The sequence below is a fragment of the Streptomyces sp. NPDC006655 genome, assembly GCF_040703965.1.
In the GTDB taxonomy this organism is placed as follows: domain Bacteria; phylum Actinomycetota; class Actinomycetes; order Streptomycetales; family Streptomycetaceae; genus Streptomyces.
In genome coordinates this window covers 1-23408 of the sequence record NZ_JBEYJU010000119.1, presented here as the reverse complement: position 1 = coordinate 23408, position 23408 = coordinate 1, and the positions used below count along the sequence as shown (strand labels likewise).

Here is a 23408-nt window from a genome sequence, read left to right as displayed (position 1 = left end):
GCACCACGGTGGCGACACCCGTCAGCCCGGCGGCCGGCGCCACTTACGGGGCCGGAGGGCACCACCGGGCAGCGGCGCGCGGAGACCGTGTCTCAGCCGGCTGCCGGCACCTGGGTTCTGAGCAGGAGCGGCAGGCGGGTCGTCCTCGGCTTCGGCAGGGTCTCGGCCACCGCCTTCGGCAGCGCCTGCTCCACGCCGTGCACCACCGACAGATGGCGTTCCGCCCGGCTGAACGCCGTGTACACCCAGGGGCGGCTGAGGGACTGGGCCGCGTCGCCGGGCAGCACCACGACCGCCGCCGGCCACCGGCCGCCCGCCGCCTGGTGGGCGGTCAGTGCCCAGCCGTGCCGCACCGACCGCTCCACCCGCTCCTTCTCCACGACGACCTGTGCGCCCGCGCACGACAGATGCAGCCCTTCGGCGTCGGCCGTCACCACCTGCCCCGGCTCCGTACGGCCCGGTGCGGGGGAGTAGGCGACCCGGTCACCGGGGTCGAAGCCGCCGAACCGGCCGGGGCCCGGATTGAGCCGCTCCTTCAGGGCGGTGTTCAGGGCACGGGTGCCCGCCGCACCACCGTGGCCCGGGGTGATCACCACCGTCTGCCCGGCGGGGACGCCGAGGGCGCGCGGCACGGAGTCGGCGACCAACTGCACCGTCCGGTGCACTGCCTCGCCCGCGTCCCGCACCGGTACGATCACGACCTCCTTGCCGGGCGCCTCGACCTGGAGGAGCTCGCCCACGCCGATCCCGGAGACCAGTTCGCCGAGCGGGCCGGGATCGGGCGTGCGGGAGGCGACCACCGGGCAGACGCGGGCCGCCAGCAGGTCGGCGAAGACCCGCCCCGGGCCCGCCGACCACAGCACCGCCGGATCCCCGCTGAGCACCAGCCGGGCCCCGTCGGGGAGTGCCTCCACGACCATCGCCGCGCTCTCCACGTCCAACCGGGGCGCGTCCAGCACGATCAGCAGGTCGAGGTCCAGGGCGCCCTCCGCGTCCCGGCCGGGCCCCTGGGCACCGGAGAGCAGACCGGCGACCGTGCCGACCGCATCCGCTCCGTCCCCCTGCGCCGCCAGTCCCCGGCACCCGTCGGTGGTGTGGGCGGCGGCGAAGGCACGCAGCCCCGCCGCGCGGGCGGCGGCCAGCAGTGCCGCCGGTTCGGACCGGGCGGCCTCGCCGCCCGTGTGCAGCACGAGTCCGTGTCCGGCGACCGCCCTCGCCAGCTCCGCCGCGCCGCCGGAGGCCGCCGTCGCGGCCGCCTCCCAGGGCTCCGGGGCGTCCTTGCCGGGGGAGTTGACCAGCCGGGCCAGCCCGTCGGCGAGGCTCTCCTCGGCCAGCGCGTACCGCTCCAGGCCGACCAGGACCCGGACCGGCCGCTCCTCCTCGTCGTCCTCGGGTTCCGGGGCGCCCGGATCGAGGGCGTCCTGGAAGACCAGGGCCTCGCCCTCGGCGAGCGTGCTCTGCACGGCGGCCTCCGGGTCGGGCACCGCCCGCTGGGTCAGCGCCGCCGTCAGCGTCGGCATCTCCAGCGCGGTGTGTCCGGCCAGGGCCGCCTGTTCGAGGAGCCACCCGGTCAACGCCCGGCCGCGCCGCTCGTCGTCCGGGCCGCACTCCGCGCCGAGCAGCGCCCGCGCGAAGCCGTCGGCCTGGTCCGGGCGTACACCGCCGACCCGGAGCAGCTGCCACGGGTCGTCGCGCAGCAGCGCGTCCGCGCCCTCGCCGAGGGCGGCCGCGACCGCGGGTGCCAGCGACTCCGGCGCACCGCCGTCGGCCAGGGCCCGTCGTACCGCCGCGATCGTCTCCGCGGCGGGCCCGGCCGGTCCGGCGGTCCTCGCGGGCCGGGCGGTGGCGGGGGCCGGCTCCGGTCGGCGGGCGGCTTCGGCCAGGGGTGCCGGGCGCGCGGCGGGTTCCGGATCGGCGAAGACGGTTGCCGCCCGCTTCTCCCCGCTCTCCACGGCCCGGATCGCCGCGAGCAGATCGGCCGCCGTACCGCTGAGGCCGCTCCCGCTCTCGATCGGACCCCGCTTCTCGGCCTTCCGCCGCGCGATCCGCTCCCGCTCGACCCGCTGGGCGGCCAGCTCGGCCGCGGCCTCGGAAGCCTGCCCCGCCCCCTCACCAGCCCCGCCGGCCACCGCACCGACCGCGTCGTCCGCCCCCGAACCGTCGCCGTGGGCCGCTCCTTCCGTCTCCGAGTCGCCCCCGCGCCCCGCGCCGTCTCCCGTCGGCACGTCACCGCCTCCCGCGCCGTCCCCCGTTGTCCCCTCGGCCGTCGTCCCCTCGTCGTCGGCCTCGGGCTTGGCGCCCAGCCCCGGCTCCGTGCTCACAGCGTGCTCCAGTCGTGATCGGGATAGCGGTGCACGGGCGCCGACACGTCGTCGAGCGCCCGGCAGATCTCGTCAGGAAGCGTAAGCGCCTCCACTGACAGTGCCGCCGTGAGCTGCTGCGCGTTGCGGGCGCCGACGATCGGCGCGGCCACGCCCGGCCGGTCCCGCACCCAGGCCAGTGCCACCTGGAGCGGTGTCACCGCCAGCCCGTCGGCCGCGGTCTGCACCGCGTCCACGATCCGCGTCGCGGTGTCGTCGAGGTACGGCGCGACGAACGGCGCCAGATGCTCGGAGGCGCCCCGCGAGTCCGGGGGAGTGGCGTTGCGGTACTTCGCGGTCAGCACGCCCCGGCCGAGCGGCGAGGACGGCAGCAGGCCGATGCCCAGGTCCAGCGCCGCAGGCAGCACCTCGCGCTCCACGCCCCGCTGGAGCAGCGAGTACTCCAGCTGGGTGCTGGCCAGCCGGGTGCGGGTACCGGGCGCCGCGAGCTGCCAGGTGGCCGCCTTCGCGAGCTGCCAGCCGCAGAAGTTGGAGACCCCGGCATAGCGGGCCCGGCCGCTGCTGACGGCCAGGTCGAGAGCCTGCAGCGTCTCCTCCAAGGGGGTGTCCGGATCGTAGGCGTGCACGTGCCAGACGTCGACGTGGTCGGTGCCGAGACGGGCCAGGGAGGCGTCCAGCGCGGCGAGCAGATGACCGCGCGAGCCGTCGAAGCGGCGGTCCGGGTCCGGGACGCTGCCCGCCTTCGTCGAGATGACCAGGTCCCGGCGGGGCACCAGCCCTTCCATGAGCTGCCCGAGCAGGTACTCGGCCTCTCCGTCGCCGTACACGTCCGCGGTGTCGACGAGGGTGCCGCCGGCCTCCCAGAACGCCTTCAGCATGTCAGCGGCGTCGTGCTCGTCGACGTCCCGGCCCCAGGTGAGGGTGCCGAGTCCGATTCTGGACACACGCAGGCCGGTACGGCCGAGATGCCTCTGCTCCATGTCCGCGAGATTACTGGCCAGAGCTGGTGCGTTGGGTTGCCTGTGGATAACCGATCTCCCTGCGGCGGAGGGGTGGCCGGCCGCGGGGCGCCGCACGCTAAGGTCTCTCGCGACAGCGACGTTACTGATCGGTAAGGGGATCGGCCATGCAGCTCGGGATCAACCTCGGCTACTGGGGTGCCGGGATGGACGGGGACAATCTGGCCGTGGCGCAGGAGGCCGAGCGCCTCGGGTACGCCGTCTGCTGGGCCGCCGAGGCCTACGGCTCCGACGCCGCCACCGTGCTCAGCTGGGTCGCGGCCAAGACCGAGCGCATCGACGTCGGCTCGGCCATCTTCCAGATCCCGGCCCGGCAGCCCGCGATGACCGCGATGACGGCCGCCACCCTCGACTCCCTCTCCGGCGGCCGTTTCCGGCTCGGCCTCGGCGTCTCGGGACCGCAGGTCTCCGAGGGCTGGTACGGCGTCAAGTTCGACAAGCCGCTCTCCCGCACCCGCGAGTACGTGGAGATCGTGCGCAGGGCGATGACCCGCGAGCGGCTGTCGTACGAGGGCGAGCACTGGACGCTGCCGCTGCCCGGCGGCCCCGGCAAGCCGATCAGGCTGACCGTGCACCCCGAGCGCGAGCACATCCCGGTCTACATCGCCGCCATCGGACCGAAGAACCTGGAGCAGACCGGCGAGATCGCCGACGGCGCCCTGTTGATCTTCCCCTCGGCCGAGCACCTGGAGGAGACGGCCGTCAAGTACCTGCGCGCGGGGCGCGAGAAGGCCGGGAAGACCCTCGACGGGTTCGACGTCTGCCCGACGCTGCCCCTCGCCGTCGGCGACGACAAGGACGTGAGCACACTCGCCGACACCTTCCGGCCGTACACCGCGCTGTACGTCGGCGGCATGGGCAGCCGCAAGCAGAACTTCTACAACCAGCTCGCCCGGCGCATGGGCTACGAGCAGGAGGCCGCCGAGATCCAGGACAAGTACCTGTCCGGGGACAAGAACGGCGCGGCGGCCGCCGTACCGCACGACCTGATCGACCGGACCACGCTGCTCGGGTCCGTGGCGCGGATCGCCGACCGGATGAAGGCCTACGCGGCCGCCGGGGTCACCACCCTGTCCCTCGCCCCGGCCGGCTTCACCCTGGACGAGCGGCTCGCCTCGCTCCGGGCCGGTGCCGAGGCCCTGGAGCGTGCCGGGCTCGCCTGAGCGACGCGGCGGGAGAGTTCAGCGGCCGTGGTGGGGGCTCGGGGGGTCTTCCCCGCCACGGCCGTCACGGAGAACAACGCGCCGCTGCCCGCGCGGTTACGCCCCCGGAGTGACCCCGGTGCTCCCTCTTCCGGCCGAGCGGGATCGCCCGCCACGGTGACGAGGTCCCGGTGCCTTCCAGCCGCTGTCCGGGCCGCTCACATCCATCCGCGCCGCTTGAACAGCCGGTACAGCACCGTCTCCAGCACCGCCATGACCATGATCACCGCGGGATACGACCAGAGCCAGTGCAGCTCGGGCATGTGGTCGAAGTTCATGCCGTAGACACCGGCGATCATCGTGGGCACCGCCGCCATGGCAGCCCACGCGGAGATCTTCCGCATGTCGTCGTTCTGTCGCACGCTCATCTGCGCGAGATGGGCGCTGAGGACGTCGGACACCAGCCGGTCCAGGGCCTCCACCCCCTCGTTCACCCGCAGCAGATGGTCGTTGACGTCCCGGAAGAACGGCCGCGCCTCCTCGTGCACGAACGGCACCGAGCCGCCGTGCGGACCCGCCCCCGCCAGCTTCGTCATCGGCACGGCCAGCGGCACGGTCGCGCGGCGGAACTCCAGGATCTGCCGCTTGAAGGAGTAGATCCGGGACGCGGTGTGCCGGGAACCGCCGCCGCCCGGCGAGAACACCTCTGCCTCCACCTCCTCCAGGTCGTTCTGCAACTCGGTCACGACCTCCAGGTAGTGGTCGACGACCGCGTCGGAGATCGAGTACAGCACCCCGGTGGGACCGTGCTTGAGCAGCTCGTGCTGCTCCTCCAGATGCCGCCGGACGTCCCCGAGCGGTGACGGCGTCCCATGGCGCACGGTGACCACGAAGGAGTCCCCGACGAAGATCATCAGCTCGCCGGAGGTCACCGTGTCGGTCTTCGTCTCGTACGTGACCGGCTTCAGGACGACGAACAGCGAGTCGTCGTACACCTCCAGTTTGGGCCGCTGGTGGGCGGTCAGGGCGTCCTCCACGGCCAGCGGATGCAGCCCGAACTCGTCGGTGACCAGGTCGAACTCGTGCTCGGTGGGCTCGTACAGGCCGATCCACAGAAAGCTGTCGCCACGCGCGCGTGCCTCCGCGAGGGCGTCCGAGAAGTCCTGCGGGGTCTCCGTGCGCTCCCCGTCCCGGTAGATGGCGCAGTCGACGATCACGGAGCGTATTCTCCCGTCGCCCACCCGGCTGCGCACTTCGGCTTGCGCCTACCCTGGGCCGCATGCCCACGCTGATCCTCGTAAGGCACGGACGGTCCACCGCCAACACCTCCGGGCTGCTCGCCGGCTGGACGCCCGGTGTCGCCCTCGACGAGCGCGGCGCCGCCCAGGCCGCCGCACTGCCCGGCCGGCTGGCCGGCCTGCCGATCTCCGAGGTCGTCACCAGCCCGCTGCAACGCTGCCAGGAGACGGTCCGGCCGCTCCTCGACGCCCGGCCCGACCTCACCGCCCACACCGACGAGCGGATCGGGGAGGCCCACTACGGCGACTGGTCCGGCCGCAAACTGACCGAACTCAAGGACGAGCCGCTGATGGACGTCGTGCAGGCGCACCCGTCGGCGGCCGCGTTCCCCGGCGGCGAGTCGATGCGGGCCATGGCGACCCGCGCGGCGGAGGCGGTGCGCGAGTGGAACGCGCGCGTGGAGCGCGACCACGGCGCCGACGCCGTCTATCTCATGTGCTCGCACGGTGACATCATCAAATCCCTCGTCGCGGACGCACTCGGTCTTCATCTCGACCTCTTCCAGCGGATCTCCGTCGAACCGTGTTCCATCACTGCGATCCGTTACACCCGCCTCAGGCCGTTTCTCGTCCGTCTCGGGGACACCGGCGATCTCGCCTCCCTCGCCCCCCGCGAGGAACCTCCCGGGGAGGACGCACCGGTCGGTGGCGGTGCCGGCGCGCCGTGATCGCCGACCGCAGTAGGGTGAAGCGATCCACGCAAGCGGTCCAGTAGCCGCCGCCCGTTCCCACGCACCCCCGATTCCCATGGAGACAGGACGTGTCCCGTCAGGTGTTCCTCTACGATCCGCCGGACCGCTTCATCGCGGGCACGGTCGGACTGCCCGGACGCCGTACGTTCTTCCTCCAGGCCACGGCCGGCACCCGGACGACCAGCGTGGCCCTGGAGAAGACCCAGGTCGCCGCGCTCGCCGAGCGCATGGAAGAACTCCTCGACGAGGTCGTACGCCGCAGCGGCGGCAACGCGGCCGTCCCCGCCGTCGCACCCAACGAGATCACCGACACCGCCCCGCTGGAGACCCCCATCGAGGAGGAGTTCCGCGTCGGCACCATGGCGCTCGCCTGGGACGGTGAGGAAGAGCGCATGATCGTCGAGGCGCAGGCCCTGGTGGAGCTGGACGCCGAATCCGAGGAGGACCTGGCCGAGGCCGAGGAGCGGCTCCTCCAGGACGAGGAGAACGGACCCCCCATGCTGCGGGTCCGGCTGAGCGGCGCGCAGGCCAGGGCCTTCGCCAAGCGCGCCCTGGACGTCGTCAACGCCGGGCGGCCGCCGTGCCCGCTGTGCAGCCTCCCGCTCGACCCGGAAGGACACGTATGTCCGCGCCAGAACGGATACCGCCGCGGAGCGTGACCGCCGCCGGCCTGCTCGCCCACGGTGAGCTGAAGGTGCGCGGCCGGATCCGCGACGCCTCCAACGCGGCGCTGTTCTGCACGGTCGCGCACGACGGCGAGGAGGCGTCCTGCGTCTACAAGCCGGTCGCCGGGGAACGCCCGCTGTGGGACTTCCCCGACGGCACCCTCGCCCAGCGCGAGGTGGCCGCCTACGAGGTCTCCGAGGCGCTGGGCTGGGACCTGGTCCCGCCGACCGTGCTGCGCGACGGGCCGTACGGCGAGGGCATGTGCCAGCTGTGGATCGACGTCGACCCGGAAGGCGCCGAACTGCTGGCCCTGGTGGACACCGAGGAGCCGGAGCCGGGCTGGAAGGCCATCGGGCTCGCCGAGGTCGGCGACGGGAAGACCGCGCTGCTGGTGCACGCCGACGACGCCCGGCTGCGCCGGCTCGCCGTCCTCGACGCCGTGATCAACAACGCCGACCGCAAGGGCGGCCATCTGCTGCCCACCGCCGACGGCCGGCTCTACGGAATCGACCACGGCGTCACCTTCAACGTCGACAACAAGCTGCGCACCCTGCTGTGGGGCTGGGCGGGCGAGCCCCTCACCGGGGAGGCCGTCGAGGCCCTCACGGTGGTCCGGGAGGCCCTCGACGGAGCCCTGGGGACCCGGCTGGCCGAGCTGATCACCGCCGTCGAACTCGACGCCACGCGCGCGCGTGTCGACGCGCTGCTCAGCGCCGGGACGCACCCGGAGCCCAGTGGCGAGTGGCCCGCCATCCCCTGGCCGCCCGTGTAGGAGCGCCACGCCCGCCGGCCCCACGCCCGAGGCACATCCCGGCCGCAAGATCAAGAGTGCCTTCTTCGTCATCCGGCCCGGTCCGGTTCGTATACCGAACTCGGGTCCGGTTACGCTCATGTACATGCATGCCTGGCCCGCTTCCGAGGTCCCCGCCCTGCCTGGTCAGGGCCGCGACCTGAGGATCCACGACACCGCGACCGGCGGTCCGGTCACCCTGGACCCCGGTCCCGTCGCCCGTATCTACGTCTGCGGCATCACCCCGTACGACGCGACCCACATGGGGCACGCGGCGACCTACAACGCGTTCGACCTGGTCCAGCGCGTGTGGCTGGACACCAAGCGGCAGGTGCACTACGTCCAGAACGTGACGGACGTCGACGACCCGCTGCTCGAACGCGCGCAGCGCGACGGTGTCGACTGGGTCGCCCTCGCCGAGCAGGAGACGACCCTCTTCCGTGAGGACATGACCGCCCTCAGGATGCTGCCGCCGCAGCACTACATAGGCGCGGTCGAGGCGATACCCGGCATCGTGCCGCTCGTCGAGCGACTGCGCGACCTCGGCGCCGCCTACGAACTCGAAGGCGACATCTACTTCTCGGTGGGCTCCGACCCCCACTTCGGCAAGGTCTCCGGCCTCGACGCGGCCGCCATGCGGCTGCTGTCCGCCGAGCGCGGCGGCGACCCGGACCGCCCCGGCAAGAAGAACCCCCTCGACCCGATGCTGTGGCTGGCCGCCCGCGAGGGCGAACCCAGCTGGGACGGCGGCTCCCTCGGCCGTGGCCGCCCGGGCTGGCACATCGAGTGCGTGGCCATCGCCCTCGACCACCTCGGCATGACCTTCGACGTCCAGGGCGGCGGTTCCGACCTGGCCTTCCCGCACCACGAGATGGGCGCCTCGCACGCCCAGGTGCTCACCGGCGAGTTCCCGATGGCCAAGGCCTACGTGCACGCCGGCATGGTCGGTCTCGACGGTGAGAAGATGTCCAAGTCCAAGGGCAACCTGGTCTTCGTCTCCCGGCTCCGCCAGGACGGCGTCGACCCCGCCGCGATCCGGCTGTCGCTGCACTCCCACCACTACCGTGCCGACTGGGAGTGGACCGACCAGGTGCTGCGGGACGCCGAGGAGCGCCTCGCCCGCTGGCGCGCGGCGGTCTCCCGCCCCGACGGCCCGCCCGCCGAGGCCCTGGTGGAGGAGATCCGCGAGGCCCTCAGCAACGACCTGGACGCGCCCGCCGCACTGGCGGCGGTGGACCGCTGGGCGGCACTCCAGCAGGAACAGGGCGGTACGGACACGGGCGCACCGGGTGTCGTGTCCCGAGCGGTGGACGCCCTGCTGGGCGTGGCCCTGTAAAGCCGACGCAAACAGCCCCGCACCCCCCAAAGGGGCGCGGGGCTGTTTCGGCATGCGGCGCCGCCGCGTGGGCGCGCTCAGTCCTCGGAGGGACCCTCGCCGTCCGGCCCGGCGTCCCCGTCGGCGTCCCCGCTGTCCCCGGCGTTACCGGGCGCATCGGGCTTCGGCGCCCGGGGCGGACGCCCCTTGCCGCCCGGACCTCCCGGACTGTCCCGCAGGTACGAGCCGCTGTCGGTGCCGTCCGCCGTGGCGTGGCCGCCGGGCGGGCTCACGTCCCGGCGCCTCAGATAGCGCTCGAACTCCCGGGCGATCGCCTCGCCGGACGCCTCCGGCAGCTCCGCGGTGTCCCGGGCCTCCTCCAGCGTCTGCACGTACTCGGCGACCTCGCTGTCCTCGGCGGCCAGCTGGTCCACGCCCACCTGCCAGGCACGGGCGTCCTCGGCCAGCTCGCCCAGCGGGATCCGCAGGTCGAGCAGGTCCTCCAGACGGTTCAGGAGGGCCAGGGTGGCCTTCGGGTTGGGCGGCTGGGAGACGTAGTGCGGCACCGCCGCCCACAGCGAGACCGCCGGGACGCCCGCGTGCGTGCACGCCTCCTGGAGAACCCCGACGATGCCCGTCGGGCCCTCGTACTTGGTCTCCTCCAGGTCCATCCGCTGGGCCAGGTCGGAGTCGGACGTGACCCCGCTGACCGGCACCGGACGTGTGTGCGGGGTGTCGCCGAGCAGCGCGCCCAGCACGACCACCAGCTCCACGCCCAGCTCGTGGGCGAAGCCGAGCAGCTCGTTGCAGAACGACCGCCAGCGCATGGACGGTTCGATGCCCCTGACCAGCACCAGGTCCCGCGGCTTGTCCCCGCCGACCCGGACCACCGACAACCGCGTCGTCGGCCAGGTGATCTTGCGCACGCCGGCGTCCATCCACACCGTGGGGCGGTTCACCTGGAAGTCGTAGTAGTCCTCGGCGTCGAGTGCCGCGAACACCTCGCCCTTCCACTCCCGCTCCAGGTGCGCGACCGCGGTGGAGGCGGCGTCACCGGCATCGTTCCAGCCTTCGAACGCGGCCACCATGACTGGGTCGATCAGCTCGGGAACCCCCTCCAGCTCGATCACCCAGTGCCTCCTTCCGACGTGCCCTCGCGTACGCCCCAACCTTACGGCGTCGAGCGGGGGCGCCCGCAGCCCCCTTGCACGGGGGAGTGAACGGATCACTGCCCCGTTCGCCCGCCTCGAACACCCCGATCCGGCGAGGAACCGGCCACGGACAGCAAGCGCTTCACAGGCTGCTGCGCAGCCACTGCTCCACGCTCGCGATGTGCACGGTCGCCCAGGAACGGGCCGCCTCCGCGTCCCGGTCGCGCAGCGCGGCCAGGATCGCCCGGTGCTCGTGCAGGGTGCGCGCCACCGCGTCCTCCTGGGTCAGCCCGCGCCAGATCCGCGCCCTGGTGGTCGGCCCGGACAGGCCGTCAAGAAGCGAGCACAGCACCGAGTTCCCCGAGCTCTGCACGATGCCCCGGTGGAACTCCAGGTCGCAGGCGACCAGCTCCTCCACCGAGGGCGCGCCGCCGAGCGCGTCCAACTGGGACGCCAGCGCGTCCAGTTGCTGCTCGCTGATCCGGGAGGCGGCCATCGCGGTCGCGGCCGGCTCCAGGATCCGGCGCACCGCAAGGAACTCCAGGACCGTGTCGTCGCGGTGGAAGTCGACGACGAAGCTCATCGCCTCCAGGAGCAGCTGCGGGTCGAGGCTGGTGACGTAGGTGCCGTCGCCCTGCCGCACGTCGAGGATCCGGATCAGTGACAGGGCGCGCACCGCCTCCCGGAGCGAGTTGCGGGACAGGCCGAGCTCGGCGGCGAGTTCGCTCTCCTTGGGCAACCGGTCACCGGGGCGCAGCGCACCGGAGACGATCATGTCCTTGATCTTCTCGATCGCCTCATCGGTGACTGCCATACCGGCCTCCCTGTGGTTCAGACATCCGATGTCTCTGGCCACATTATGCGGCCCGGTCAGGCGGGCACGCCCCGGACCGGTAACGGTCCGGTTCTCCGGCGGCGGGTACGCCGAAGGGCGGCTCCCCTCCCAGGGGAGGAGCCGCCCTGCGGAGCGATCGGCTACTTCTTGTCGAGCAGGTCCTGGACCTTGGCCCTGACGTCGTCCGTGGCCAGGCCGCGGATCGTCAGGGTGGTACGACGGCGCAGCACGTCGTCGGCGGTCTCGGCCCACTCGTGGTCGCGGGCCCAGACGACCTGCGCCCAGATCTCCGGCGCGTCCGGGTGGACGCGCTCGGCCAGCTCCGGGTGCTCGTTGGCGATGCGGGCGATGTCGAAGGCCAGCGAACCGTAGTGGGTGGCCAGGTGCTTGGCCGTGTCGGCGGCCATCCGCGGACCGGGCGCCGGGTGGTCCACCAGGAGCCGGTGGGCGACGGCACGGGGGTTGGCGACACCGGGCAGCGGCAGCTTCTTCGGCAGCGAGGAGATCGGCTCGAAGTCGTCGCCGAGCGGGTGGCCCGGCAGCGCCTCCAGCTTCTGCATCACGGTGCGGCCGATGTGCCGGAAGGTGGTCCACTTGCCGCCGGCCACGGACAGCATGCCGCCCCTGCCCTCGGTGACCACCGTCTCCCGCTTCGCCTTCGCGGTGCTGCCGGGGCCGCCGGGCAGCACCCGCAGACCGGCGAAGGAGTAGGTGATCAGGTCACGCCGGAGCTGCTGGTCCCGGACCGAGAACGCGGCCTCGTCCAGGATCTGGGCTATGTCCTTCTCGGTGACGGCGACGTCCGCCGGGTCGCCCTCGTACTCCTCGTCGGTGGTGCCGAGCAGCAGCATGTCCTCCCAGGGGAGGGCGAAGGTGATCCGGTACTTGTCGATGGGGGTGGCTAGCGCGGCCTTCCAGGGGGATGTCCGCTTGAGCACCAGGTGCGCGCCCTTGGACAGGCGGATGGACGGGGCCGCGTTCGGGTCCTCCATCCGGCGCAGGTGGTCGACCCAGGGGCCGGTCGCGTTCAGCACCAGGCGGGCGTTGACGCCGAACTCCTCGCCGGAGACGGCGTCCTTGAGGTCGGCGCCCGTGACCCGGCCCTTGGTGAAGCGCAGGCCGGTGACCTGGGCGTGGTTGAGGACGACCGCGCCCGCCTCGACGGCCGCGCGGACCGTCATCAGCGCCATGCGGGCGTCGTTCATCTGGTCGTCGCCGTACACGGCCACGGCCTTCAGGTTCTCGGTGCGCAGTTCCGGCACGTCCTGCTGGGCCCGTGCGGGGGAGAGCAGGTGACCGACGCCGTCACCGAAGGCGGAGAGCGCGGAGTAGGCGAAGACGCCCGCCCCGAGCTTCGCCGCGCCGTGCGGACCGCCCTTGTACACGGGGAGGTAGAACGTGAGCGGGTTCGCCAGGTGGGGAGCCACCTGGCGGGAGACCGCACGGCGTTCGAAGTGGTTCTCCGCGACCAGCTTCACCGCGCCGGTCTGCAGGTAGCGCAGACCGCCGTGGAGGAGCTTGGAGGAGGCGGAGGAGGTGGCGCCGGCGAAGTCGCCGGCGTCGACCAGTGCCACCCTGAGCCCGGACTGCGCGGCGTGCCAGGCGGTGGAGATGCCCAGGATGCCGCCGCCGATCACAAGAAGGTCGTACGACGCCTTGGAGAGCTGCTCCCTGGTCTCGGCCCGGCTCGGAAGCGAGCCGGAGGCCGGGTGCGTCCCCAGGGCAGGCACGGACTGCAGGGTGGACTGACTGGTCATGTCGGGTTCTTACTCCTCGTCAGAGCTGGTGGGCTCTCGTCGGCTCAGCTCTCGTCGTCGTCGATCCAGCCCATGGTCCGGTCGACGGCCTTGAGCCAGTTCTTGTACTCACGGTCGCGGGTCTCCGCGTCCATGCGGGGCGTCCATTCGGCGGCCCGGCGCCAGTTGGCGCGCAGTTCGTCGGTGCTGGACCAGAAGCCGACGGCGAGGCCGGCGGCGTAGGCGGCGCCGAGGCAGGTGGTCTCCGCGACCATCGGGCGCACCACGGGCGCGTCCAGGACGTCGGCGAGCTGCTGCATCAGCAGGTTGTTGGCGGTCATGCCACCGTCGACCTTCAGGGTCACCAGCTCGTCGCCGGAGTCCTTGGTCATGGCGTCCGCGATCTCGCGGGTCTGCCAGGCGGTGGCCTCCAGGACCGCGCGGGCCAGGTGCGCCTTGGTGACGTACCGGGTCAGGCCGGCGATCACACCGCGGGCGTCGGAACGCCAGTGCGGGGCGAACAGACCGGAGAAGGCAGGCACGAAGTAGGCACCGCCGTTGTCCTCGACCGAGAGCGCCAGCGTCTCGATCTCGGCCGCGGTGGAGATCAGGCCCATCTGGTCGCGCATCCACTGCACCAGCGAGCCGGTGACGGCGATCGAGCCCTCCAGCGCGTACACGGTCGGCTGCTCGCCGATCTTGTAGCCGACCGTGGTCAGCAGGCCCGCGTAGGAGTTGATGATCTTGTCACCGGTGTTCATCACCATGAAGGTGCCGGTGCCGTAGGTGGACTTGGTCTCGCCCTCGGAGAAGCAGGTCTGGCCGAACAGGGCCGCCTGCTGGTCGCCGAGCGCGGAGGCGACCGGGATGCCACCGAGCAGGTCGCCGAGCTTGCCGCCGGTGACCTCGCCGTAGACCTCGGCGGAGGAGCGGATCTCGGGGAGGATCTGCAGCGGCACGCCGATGGACTCGGCGATCTTCTCGTCCCACTGCGTGGTGTGCAGGTTCATGAGAAGGGTGCGGGAGGCGTTGGTCACGTCGGTGACGTGCTTGCCGCCGTTGACACCACCGGTCAGGTTCCAGATGACCCAGGTGTCCATGGTGCCGAAGAGGATGTCGCCCGCCTCGGCGCGCTCCTTGAGGCCGTCGACGTGGTCGAGCAGCCAGCGGGCCTTGGGACCGGCGAAGTAGGACGCCAGCGGGAGGCCGGTCTCGCGGCGGAAGCGGTCCTGGCCGACGTTGCGGCCGAGCTCGCGGCAGAGGGCGTCGGTGCGGGTGTCCTGCCAGACGATGGCGTTGTGGACGGGCTCACCGGTGTTCTTGTCCCACAGCACGGTGGTCTCGCGCTGGTTGGTGATGCCGATGGCCTTGATGTCGTCGCGGGTGATGCCGGCCTTCTGGATGGCCCCGGCGACGACTTCCTGGACGTTGGTCCAGATTTCGTTGGCGTTGTGTTCGACCCAGCCCGGCTTGGGGAAGATCTGCTCGTGCTCCTTCTGGTCGACCGAGACGATACGGCCGTCCTTGTCGAAGACGATGCAGCGGCTGGAGGTCGTGCCCTGGTCGATGGCGGCGATGAAGGGGCCTGCGGTGTGGGCGTCGGTCACTGTGTGCTCCTCGAAGATCCGTGGTGGACAGGCGGTACGGCGCGAGCCTGTGTCTTAAGCGAAGGCGACGTTGTAGATGCCTGCCGCGATGGCTCCGCCGATCAGCGGACCGACCACCGGGATCCAGGCGTAGCTCCAGTCGGAACCGCCCTTGTTGGGCAGCGGGAGGAGCGCGTGCACGATCCGCGGGCCGAGGTCACGGGCGGGGTTGATGGCGTAACCCGTCGGGCCGCCGAGCGACAGACCGATCGAGACGACCACCAGGGCGGTGATCAGGCCGCCCAGCACACCGAGGCCGTTGCCCTTGTCGTTGAGGCCCTGGGTGAGGACCGCGAGGATCAGCACGACGGTGCCGATGATCTCCGTGGCGAGGTTCTGCACCGCGTTCCGGATCTCGGGGCCGGTGGAGAAGATGCCGAGGACCGGTCCCGCGCCCTTCTCCTGGGCCTCGACGGCCTTGGCCGAGGTGGCCTGCGCGCCCGGACCGCCGACGATCTCCTTGTCGGTGAGGTGCGCCTGGAACTGGCCGTAGTAGGCGACCCACACCAGGGCGGCGCCGATCATCGCGCCGAGCAGCTGTCCGGCGAAGTAGACCGGGACGTTGCTCCAGTCGCTGTTCTTGATCGCGAGGGCGACCGTGACGGCGGGGTTGAGGTGGGCACCGGACAGCGGTCCGGAGATGTAGACGGCCGTCAGGACGGCGAAGCCCCAACCGAAGGCGATGGCGAGCCAGCCGGCGTTACGGGCCTTGGAGGCCTTGAGCGTGACGGCGGCGCACACGCCGCCGCCGAGCAGGATGAGTATGGCGGTACCGATGGTCTCGCCGATGAAGATGTCGGAGCTGGACACCCGCGACTCCTTTGTCCTTCGTCCAGGGAAGCCGAACCCCGAGTCCCTTCGGGGTGTTGGCGCCCTCGGGGGTGAGAGCGAATCCGGCCCTTGGCGTTGTCACACTCTAGCGCGTATTGCCGGTAGGTGTTCGACAATGCCGACCGATGGACGGGAGTCTCGCCCCGGCGTCACATGTGCGTCAAGGGTTCTGTTATCGAAAGCACGATCGTTATTGAGTGCTGTGAGTTGTCGATCTTCGGCGGGCTCTCGGGGCCGGAAATGCCACGGAGAACCCACTGAACTGCGGTTATGCCCTACTTTGTCCATTTCAGGGTACGACCGAGGCCGGTCCACCGACAGGCGAACCGGCCTCGAACGACGATCAGCGGCAGGCGGTCAGAACCGCCCCGCGCCCAGGTCCCGCGACACCGCGCGAGCGCAGTCCCGCACCGCGGCGATCAGCTCCGGTGCCAACTCCCCGTCCCGGCACAGCCTTTCCACCGCCCCCGTGATGCCCACCGCGCCCACCGGCATCCGCCGCCGGTCGTGGATCGGCGCCGCCACCGACGCCACGCCCTCCCAGGTCTCCTCCACGTCGGCCGCGTACCCACGCGCGCGCGTGATGTCGAGGATGTGCTCGAACGCGTCCAGCTCGCACGTCGTACGGTCCGTGAAGGGTTTGCGGTCGGCCTCCAGGGCCTCGCTGTGCGCGACGGGGTCGTAGGCCGACAGCACCTTGCCCAGGGCCGTGGAGTGCAGCGGCTGCATCGCCCCGATCTCCAGCACCTGCCGGCTGTCGTCCGGCCGGAACACGTGGTGCACGATCAGCACGCCCTGCTGGTGCAGAACGCCCAGGTAGACGCTCTCCCCGCTGGAGCGGGCCAGGTCGTCCGTCCACACCAGCGCCCGCGCCCGCAGTTCGTGCACGTCCAGGTAGGTGGTGCCGAGCCGGAGCAGTTCCGCGCCCAGCTGGTAGCGCCCCGAGGCCTCGTCCTGTTCCACGAACCCCTCCAGCTGGAGGGTGCGCAGGATGCCGTGGGCGGTGCCCTTGGCGAGACCCAGTGACGAGGCGATGTCCGACAGGCCGAGCCGCCGCTCGCCGCCCGCGAGCAGCCGCAGCATCGCGGCCGCCCGTTCGAGCGACTGGATGTTCCGTGCCATCGCCGTCCTGCCTCCGCCCCTTGTGGAACTCTCCGTCACGACCGCCGTAACCGGTGTTCGGCAATGTCGAACACTACCGGTCCATGTCGACTCCCCGCCAATGGTCGGTCGACACCTGTTACATCACGCGTGGCGGACCGGCCACCTCGGCCGGGCACCCGTGACCACTCCGTGACGGGTCCGGGCGGATCACCCGGACCCACGCATGATCCGTCACCACCAGGCCATACGTCCCTGATCGGCACATGCCTCACTCGTCCGCCACATGGACGCCCTGCCCATCCAAGCCCACTCCCGGTTACGCTGGCGCCGTGCGTCCGTCCCCGGGTGAGCCCGGGAAACCGCATAGCCGACAGCCGTCGCATCCAAGGGAGCCCCTTCATGGCCTCGTCGCCACCGTCCCCTTCCGCCGACAGCCGGACCCGGGTGTCCGCGCTCCGAGAGGCGCTCGCCAGCCGTGTGGTGGTCGCCGACGGCGCCATGGGCACCATGCTCCAGGCGCAGGACCCCACCCTCGAGGACTTCCAGCAGCTCGAAGGCTGCAACGAGATCCTGAACCTGACCCGCCCCGACATCGTCCGCTCGGTCCACGAGGCGTACTTCGCCGTGGGTGTGGACTGCGTCGAGACCAACACCTTCGGGGCCAACCACTCGGCCATGGCCGAGTACGACATCCCCGAGCGCGTCCACGAGCTGTCCGAGGCCGGTGCCCGCATCGCCCGTGAGACGGCCGACGACTTCACCGCCCGGGACGGCCGCCGGCGCTGGGTCCTCGGCTCCATCGGCCCCGGCACCAAGCTGCCCACCCTCGGCCACGTCCCGTACGTCACCCTCCGCGACGGCTTCCAGCAGAACGCCGAGGGCCTGCTCACCGGAGGCGCCGACGCGCTGATCGTCGAGACCACCCAGGACCTGCTGCAGACCAAGGCGTCCGTGCTCGGCGCCCGCCGCGCCATGGACGCACTCGGTGTGCAGGTCCCGCTCCTGGTCTCGATGGCCTTCGAGACCACCGGCACCATGCTGCTCGGCTCCGAGATCGGCGCCGCGCTGACCGCGCTGGAGCCGCTCGGCATCGACATGATCGGCCTGAACTGCTCGACCGGCCCCGCCGAGATGAGCGAACACCTGCGCTACCTCACCCGGCACTCCCGCATCCCGCTGCTGTGCATGCCCAACGCCGGGCTGCCGGTCCTCACCAAGGACGGCGCGCACTTCCCGCTCGGACCCGAGGGCCTGGCCGACGCCCAGGAGAACTTCGTCCGCGACTACGGCCTCTCGCTCATCGGCGGCTGCTGCGGCACCACCCCCGAGCACCTGCGCCAGGTCGTCGAACGCGTCCGGGACGTCACCCCGCCCGAGCGCAGCCCGCGCCCCGAGCCCGGCGCCGCCTCCCTCTACCAGACCGTGCCGTTCCGCCAGGACACCTCCTACCTGGCCATCGGCGAGCGCACCAACGCCAACGGTTCCAAGAAGTTCCGCGAGGCCATGCTCGCGGCCCGCTGGGACGACTGCGTGGAGATGGCCCGCGAGCAGATCCGCGAGGGCGCCCACATGCTGGACCTCTGCGTGGACTACGTCGGCCGCGACGGCGTCGCCGACATGGAGGAACTGGCCGGCCGCTTCGCCACCGCCTCCACCCTCCCGATCGTCCTCGACTCCACCGAGGTCGACGTCATCCAGGCCGGCCTGGAGAAGCTCGGCGGCCGCGCAGTCATCAACTCCGTCAACTACGAGGACGGCGACGGCCCCGACTCCCGGTTCGCGAAGGTCACCAGGCTCGCCCGCGAGCACGGTGCCGCACTGATCGCGCTGACCATCGACGAGGAGGGCCAGGCCCGCACCCCCGAGAAGAAGGTCGAGATCGCCGAACGGCTGATCGAGGACCTCACCGGGAACTGGGGCATCCACGAGTCCGACATCCTCATCGACACCCTGACCTTCACCATCTGCACCGGTCAGGAGGAGTCCCGCAAGGACGGCATCGCCACCATCGAGGCGATCCGCGAACTCAAGCGCCGCCACCCCGACGTCCAGACCACCCTGGGCCTGTCCAACATCTCCTTCGGCCTCAACCCGGCCGCCCGCATCCTGCTGAACTCCGTCTTCCTCGACGAATGCGTCAAGGCGGGCCTGGACTCGGCGATCGTGCACGCCAGCAAGATCCTCCCGATCGCCCGCTTCAGCGAGGAGGAGGTGGGGACCGCCCTCGACCTCATCCACGACCGCCGCACCGAGGGCTACGACCCCCTCCAGAAGCTGATGCAGCTCTTCGAGGGCGCCACCGCCAAGTCCCTCAAGGCCGGCAAGGCCGAGGAACTGGCCGCCCTCCCGCTGGAGGAGCGCCTCAAGCGCCGCATCATCGACGGCGAGCGCAACGGCCTGGAGGCCGACCTCGACGAGGCCCTGGAGACCCGCGCCGCCCTCGACATCGTCAACGAGACCCTGCTCGACGGCATGAAGGTGGTCGGCGAGCTGTTCGGCTCCGGCCAGATGCAGCTGCCGTTCGTCCTGCAGTCCGCGGAGGTCATGAAGGCCGCCGTCGCCCACCTCGAACCGCACATGGAGAAGTCGGACACCGAAGGGAAGGGCACCATCGTCCTTGCCACCGTCCGCGGCGACGTCCACGACATCGGCAAGAACCTCGTCGACATCATCCTCTCCAACAACGGCTACAACGTCGTCAACCTCGGCATCAAGCAGCCCGTCTCCGCGATCCTGGAGGCCGCCGACGAGCACCGCGCCGACGTCATCGGCATGTCCGGGCTGCTGGTCAAGTCCACGGTGATCATGAAGGAGAACCTGGAGGAGCTCAACCAGCGCGGTCTCGCCGCCACCTACCCGGTCATCCTCGGCGGCGCCGCCCTCACCCGCGCCTACGTCGAACAGGACCTGCACGAGCTGTACGAGGGCGAGGTCCGCTACGCCCGCGACGCCTTCGAGGGCCTGCGCCTGATGGACGCCCTCATCGGCGTCAAGCGCGGCGTGCCCGGCGCCGTCCTGCCGGAGCTGAAGCAGCGCCGGGTCCGGCAGACGGCCACCGCCGAGGTCGAGGAGCGGCCCGAGGAGGGCCATGTCCGCTCCGACGTCGCCGTCGACAACCCGGTGCCCACCCCGCCGTTCTGGGACACCCGCGTCATCAAGGGCATCCAGCTCAAGGAGTACGCCGGCTGGCTCGACGAGGGCGCCCTGTTCAAGGGCCAGTGGGGCCTCAAGCAGGCCCGCACCGGCGAGGGACCGTCGTACGAGGAACTGGTGGAGACGGAGGGACGGCCCCGGCTGCGCGGGCTCCTCGACCGGCTCCAGACGGAGAACCTGCTGGAGGCGGCCGTGGTCTACGGCTACTTCCCGTGCGTCTCCAAGGACGACGACCTGATCATCCTGGACGACCGCGGCAACGAACGCACCCGGTTCACCTTCCCCCGCCAGCGCCGCGGCCGCCGCCTGTGCCTCGCCGACTTCTTCCGCCCGGAGGAGTCGGGGGAGACGGACGTGGTCGGCCTCCAGGTCGTCACCGTCGGCTCCCGCATCGGCGAGCAGACCGCCAAGCTGTTCGAGGCCAACGCCTACCGCGACTACCTCGAACTGCACGGCCTGTCCGTCCAGCTGGCCGAGGCACTCGCCGAGTACTGGCACGCGCGCGTGCGCTCCGAACTCGGCTTCGCCGGCGAGGACCCGGCCGACGTCGAGGACATGTTCGCCCTGAAGTACCGGGGTGCCCGCTTCTCCCTCGGCTACGGCGCCTGCCCCGAGCTGGAGGACCGCGCCAAGATCGCCGACCTGCTCCAGCCGGAGCGCATCGGTGTCCACCTGTCCGAGGAGTTCCAGCTGCACCCCGAGCAGTCCACGGACGCGATCGTGATCCACCACCCGGAGGCGAAGTACTTCAACGCACGCTGAGCGGTACGCGCGGACACCGAGACGTGTCACACAGAGCACACTGATCGGATAAGTCGTACACTGGTCGGTCCACAGCAGGCCGGTTCCCCGCACGGGAACCGGCCTGCTCGTCCCTCAAGGAGGTGCGCCCGGATGACCAGCACGGTCCCCGCGCTCGGAACCCGTACGGCCGAAGGGTCGGCCCTGCAAGCGGTCCTCCTCGACATGGACGGCACCCTGGTCGACACCGAGGGCTTCTGGTGGGACGTCGAGGTGGAGGTCTTCTCCCGCCTCGGTCACGCCCTCGACGACTCCTGGCGCCATGTCGTGGTCGGCGGTCCCATGACCCGCAGCGCCGGGTTCCTCATCGAGGCCACCGGCGCGGCCATCACGCTCGCCGAGCTCAGCGTGCTGCTCAACGACGGCTTCGAGGAGCGCATCGGTGCCGCCCTGCCGCTGATGCCGGGCGCCCGGCGACTCCTCGCCGAACTGTACGAACAGCAGATCCCCACCGCCCTCGTCTCCGCCTCGCACCGGCGCATCATCGACCGTGTCCTGACCGTCCTCGGCCCACAGCACTTCACCCTGTCCATCGCCGGGGACGAGGTCTCGCGCACCAAGCCCTACCCGGACCCCTATCTCCTCGCCGCCGCCGGTCTCGGGGTGGATCCGGCCAGATGCGCCGTGGTCGAGGACACCGCGACCGGTGTCGCCGCCGCCGAGGCCGCCGGCTGCCAGGTGGTCGCCGTACCGTCCGTCGCACCGATCACTCCCGCCGAACGGCGCACCGTGGTCACCTCCCTGGAAGAGGTCGACCTGGCATTTCTGCACGGACTGATGACGCATGTGCCCTAGCTGTTCACCCAGCGTGCAATGACCATTGCGGAAAACTCCGCAGAGATCACTCAAGGGAATTCGCAACTGTTCGACGGGCTGAATTCCGATACCCGTCCGCCCTGTTTCATGTGTGACGTTCCCCACGTGCACGGGGGTCGACAACGTTGCCGACGTGTGCCGTCCACCCCCGAACGGGGGGAAATCCGGTGACCTTGTGTCCCGATTGGGGAGAGGCTGCACTAATCCTGCCGCTGTCGGGTTTTCGGTCTGTCCGCGCCCGGTTCCACTGCGTGATGAGGCCTCAACTCACGCTCCTGCCAACCGCCCTGCGGTCGCCGACTAACCTCGTCGCGAGAACATCGCCGCTATCCCCGTGATCCTGCGTCGACACCCCATGGATGCCGGATACACGGACACGAACAGCTCTGGAGAACTTCGAGCATGAACCGCAAGACTTTGGTGCTGCCGGCCGTGGTCGGCCTGCTCACTCCGGTTCTCGCCGCGTGCGGGGGATCCGGCAGTGGGAGCAATGGTGGCGACGCGATCGCCGTCGGCACCACGGACAGGTTCACCGCCACGAAGGACGCCCCGGCGCCCCTGGACCCCGCCTACTCCTACGACGTCGGCGGCTGGAACATCCTGCGGCAGACCGTGCAGACCCTCATGTCCCAGCCCAAGGGCGAGGGCGACCCGGTCCCCGACGCGGCCGAGAGCTGCTCCTTCACCGACAGCCAGAGCGAGCGCTACGCCTGCAAGCTGCGCGAGGGCCTGAAGTTCTCCGACGGCAGCCCCGTCACCGCCAAGGACGTCAAGTGGTCCATCGAACGGGCCCTGCGCATCAAGGCCGTCGGTGGTCCCTACGGACTGCTCACCAACATCGACACGATCGAGACCCAGGGTGACCGTGGCATCGTCTTCCACCTGAGGTCGGCCGACGCCACCTTCCCGTACAAGCTGTCCACTCCGGTCGCGGGCATCGTGAACCCGAAGGACTACGACGAGAACAAGCTCCGCGACGGCTTCGACATCGACGGCTCCGGTCCGTACACCTTCAAGGCCGACGTCAAGGACGACGCGATCGTCTCCGCCACCTTCACCAAGAACCCCAACTACAAGGGCAGCGTGAAGGTCAACAACCAGCAGGTCGTCCTGCGCTCCTACGACGACGCCGACGCCATGGGCAAGGCGATCGACAAGGGCGACATCGACGTCATGACCCGCACCATGTCGCCCGCGCAGATCAACAAGCTCGACGCCGGCGACGACTCCAACGTCGACCTCGTCGAGATGCCCGGCCTGGAGATCCGCTACCTCGGCTTCAACACCGACGCCCCCACGGTCAAGTCCAAGGCCGTCCGCGAGGCCATGGCCCAGATCATCGACCGCGCCTCCCTCGTCGCCAAGGTCTACGGCTCCCAGGCCGAACCGCTGTACTCGCTGGTCCCGGCCTCCGTGACCGGGCACTCGAACTCCTTCTTCAACAAGTACGGCGACCCCAGCGTCTCCAAGGCCAGGAACACGCTCGCCGCCGCGAACATCACCACCCCGGTGAAGCTCACCCTGCACTACACGACCGACCACTACGGCTCGGCCACCAAGCAGGAGTTCGAGGTCCTCCAGAAGCAGCTCAACGACAGCGGCCTGTTCGACGTCAGCATCCAGGGCACCCTCTGGAAGACGTACCAGGTCGCCGAGCGCAAGGGCGAGTACGACGTCTACGGCATGGGCTGGTTCCCCGACTTCCCGGACGCCGACAACTTCCTGGCGCCGTTCCTCGACAAGGACAACTTCCTCCAGTCGCCGTACGTCAACAACAAGATCATCAAGACGCTGCTCCCCGAGTCCCGCCGCGAGGCCGACCGGGCCAGCGCCTCCGGCAGCCTGACCCAGATCCAGGACGCCGTCGCCGACGACGTTCCGCTGCTCCCGCTGTGGCAGGGCAAGCAGTACGTCGCCGCCCGCGACGACATCACGGGCGTCGCCTACGCCCTCAACTCCTCCGCCAGCCTCCAGCTGTGGGAGCTCGGCCGCGGCTCCAGCAGCTGACACCGGGTCCGGTACGACGCACCTGTTCCCGCTCCAGGCGTGCCTCGACATGCTCGGCCACCTCGTCGTACTCCGGCACCTTGTC

Annotated in this window: 17 protein-coding genes; 8 read left to right on the top strand and 9 right to left on the bottom strand. The window is 71.0% G+C overall.

What is annotated here, in order from left to right; all coding sequences use genetic code 11:
* Positions 1–92: 92 nt before the first annotated feature.
* Entirely contained in the window at positions 93–2225 is a 2133-nt protein-coding gene (locus AB0958_RS39290; protein ID WP_366895270.1) for a helix-hairpin-helix domain-containing protein, read from the bottom strand.
* A 92-nt stretch (positions 2226–2317) separates the two neighbouring features.
* Complete coding sequence (locus AB0958_RS39285) at positions 2318–3301, bottom strand: aldo/keto reductase (RefSeq protein ID WP_366895269.1); 984 nt, start codon at positions 3299–3301, stop codon at positions 2318–2320.
* A gap of 146 nt (positions 3302–3447) precedes the next feature.
* Here AB0958_RS39285 and AB0958_RS39280 point away from each other — a divergent pair, with 146 nt between their 5' ends.
* A complete protein-coding gene (locus AB0958_RS39280; RefSeq protein WP_366895268.1) occupies positions 3448–4503 on the top strand; it encodes an LLM class F420-dependent oxidoreductase in 1056 nt (351 codons plus the stop codon).
* Positions 4504–4700: 197 nt separating this feature from the next.
* Here AB0958_RS39280 and corA read toward each other — a convergent pair whose 3' ends face one another.
* Positions 4701–5699: a magnesium/cobalt transporter CorA gene (corA, locus tag AB0958_RS39275; protein ID WP_366895267.1), complete on the bottom strand. Its 999-nt coding sequence runs from the start codon at positions 5697–5699 to the stop codon at positions 4701–4703.
* 62 nt (positions 5700–5761) lie between these two features.
* Here corA and AB0958_RS39270 point away from each other — a divergent pair, with 62 nt between their 5' ends.
* The 4 genes from AB0958_RS39270 (at position 5762) to mshC (ending at position 9264) form a co-directional block, all read left to right on the top strand.
* Positions 5762–6448: a histidine phosphatase family protein gene (locus tag AB0958_RS39270; RefSeq protein ID WP_366895266.1), complete on the top strand. Its 687-nt coding sequence runs from the start codon at positions 5762–5764 to the stop codon at positions 6446–6448.
* Between the two features lie 92 nt (positions 6449–6540).
* Positions 6541–7131, top strand: a complete 591-nt coding sequence (locus AB0958_RS39265) for a DUF3090 domain-containing protein (protein ID WP_366895265.1) — start codon at positions 6541–6543, stop codon at positions 7129–7131.
* Entirely contained in the window at positions 7095–7910 is an 816-nt protein-coding gene (locus AB0958_RS39260; protein WP_366895264.1) for an SCO1664 family protein, read from the top strand. Before AB0958_RS39265 ends, AB0958_RS39260 begins: the two co-directional genes overlap by 37 nt.
* 124 nt (positions 7911–8034) lie before the next feature.
* A complete protein-coding gene (gene mshC, locus AB0958_RS39255; RefSeq protein ID WP_366895263.1) occupies positions 8035–9264 on the top strand; it encodes a cysteine--1-D-myo-inosityl 2-amino-2-deoxy-alpha-D-glucopyranoside ligase in 1230 nt (409 codons plus the stop codon).
* A 77-nt stretch (positions 9265–9341) separates the two neighbouring features.
* On the opposite strand, the gene AB0958_RS39250 is transcribed toward mshC, so the two are convergent.
* The 6 genes from AB0958_RS39250 to AB0958_RS39225 all read right to left on the bottom strand — a co-directional run bounded on the left by AB0958_RS39250 (position 9342) and on the right by AB0958_RS39225 (position 16564).
* Positions 9342–10373 carry a PAC2 family protein gene (locus tag AB0958_RS39250; protein ID WP_366895262.1) on the bottom strand — a complete coding sequence of 344 codons (1032 nt, stop codon included), beginning with the start codon at positions 10371–10373 and terminating at the stop codon, positions 9342–9344.
* 163 nt (positions 10374–10536) lie between these two features.
* Positions 10537–11208: a FadR/GntR family transcriptional regulator gene (locus tag AB0958_RS39245; protein WP_366895261.1), complete on the bottom strand. Its 672-nt coding sequence runs from the start codon at positions 11206–11208 to the stop codon at positions 10537–10539.
* Positions 11209–11369: 161 nt separating this feature from the next.
* Positions 11370–12986: a glycerol-3-phosphate dehydrogenase/oxidase gene (locus AB0958_RS39240; RefSeq protein WP_132889116.1), complete on the bottom strand. Its 1617-nt coding sequence runs from the start codon at positions 12984–12986 to the stop codon at positions 11370–11372.
* Between the two features lie 44 nt (positions 12987–13030).
* Entirely contained in the window at positions 13031–14572 is a 1542-nt protein-coding gene (glpK, locus tag AB0958_RS39235; protein ID WP_366895260.1) for a glycerol kinase GlpK, read from the bottom strand.
* A 54-nt stretch (positions 14573–14626) separates the two neighbouring features.
* Entirely contained in the window at positions 14627–15421 is a 795-nt protein-coding gene (locus tag AB0958_RS39230; RefSeq protein WP_358977552.1) for an MIP/aquaporin family protein, read from the bottom strand.
* 378 nt (positions 15422–15799) lie between these two features.
* Positions 15800–16564 (bottom strand): IclR family transcriptional regulator, encoded by a 765-nt coding sequence (locus AB0958_RS39225; protein ID WP_366895259.1) that lies wholly within the window; start codon positions 16562–16564, stop codon positions 15800–15802.
* Between the two features lie 381 nt (positions 16565–16945).
* Between AB0958_RS39225 and metH the strand changes: the two genes are divergently transcribed.
* The 3 genes from metH to AB0958_RS39210 all read left to right on the top strand — a co-directional run bounded on the left by metH (position 16946) and on the right by AB0958_RS39210 (position 23323).
* Positions 16946–20461 (top strand): methionine synthase, encoded by a 3516-nt coding sequence (metH, locus tag AB0958_RS39220; protein WP_366895258.1) that lies wholly within the window; start codon positions 16946–16948, stop codon positions 20459–20461.
* Between the two features lie 132 nt (positions 20462–20593).
* Positions 20594–21295, top strand: coding sequence for an HAD family phosphatase (locus AB0958_RS39215; RefSeq protein ID WP_366895257.1), 702 nt, complete (start codon positions 20594–20596; stop codon positions 21293–21295).
* Between the two features lie 423 nt (positions 21296–21718).
* Complete coding sequence (locus AB0958_RS39210) at positions 21719–23323, top strand: ABC transporter substrate-binding protein (RefSeq protein ID WP_366895256.1); 1605 nt, start codon at positions 21719–21721, stop codon at positions 23321–23323.
* Positions 23324–23408: the final 85 nt, after the last annotated feature.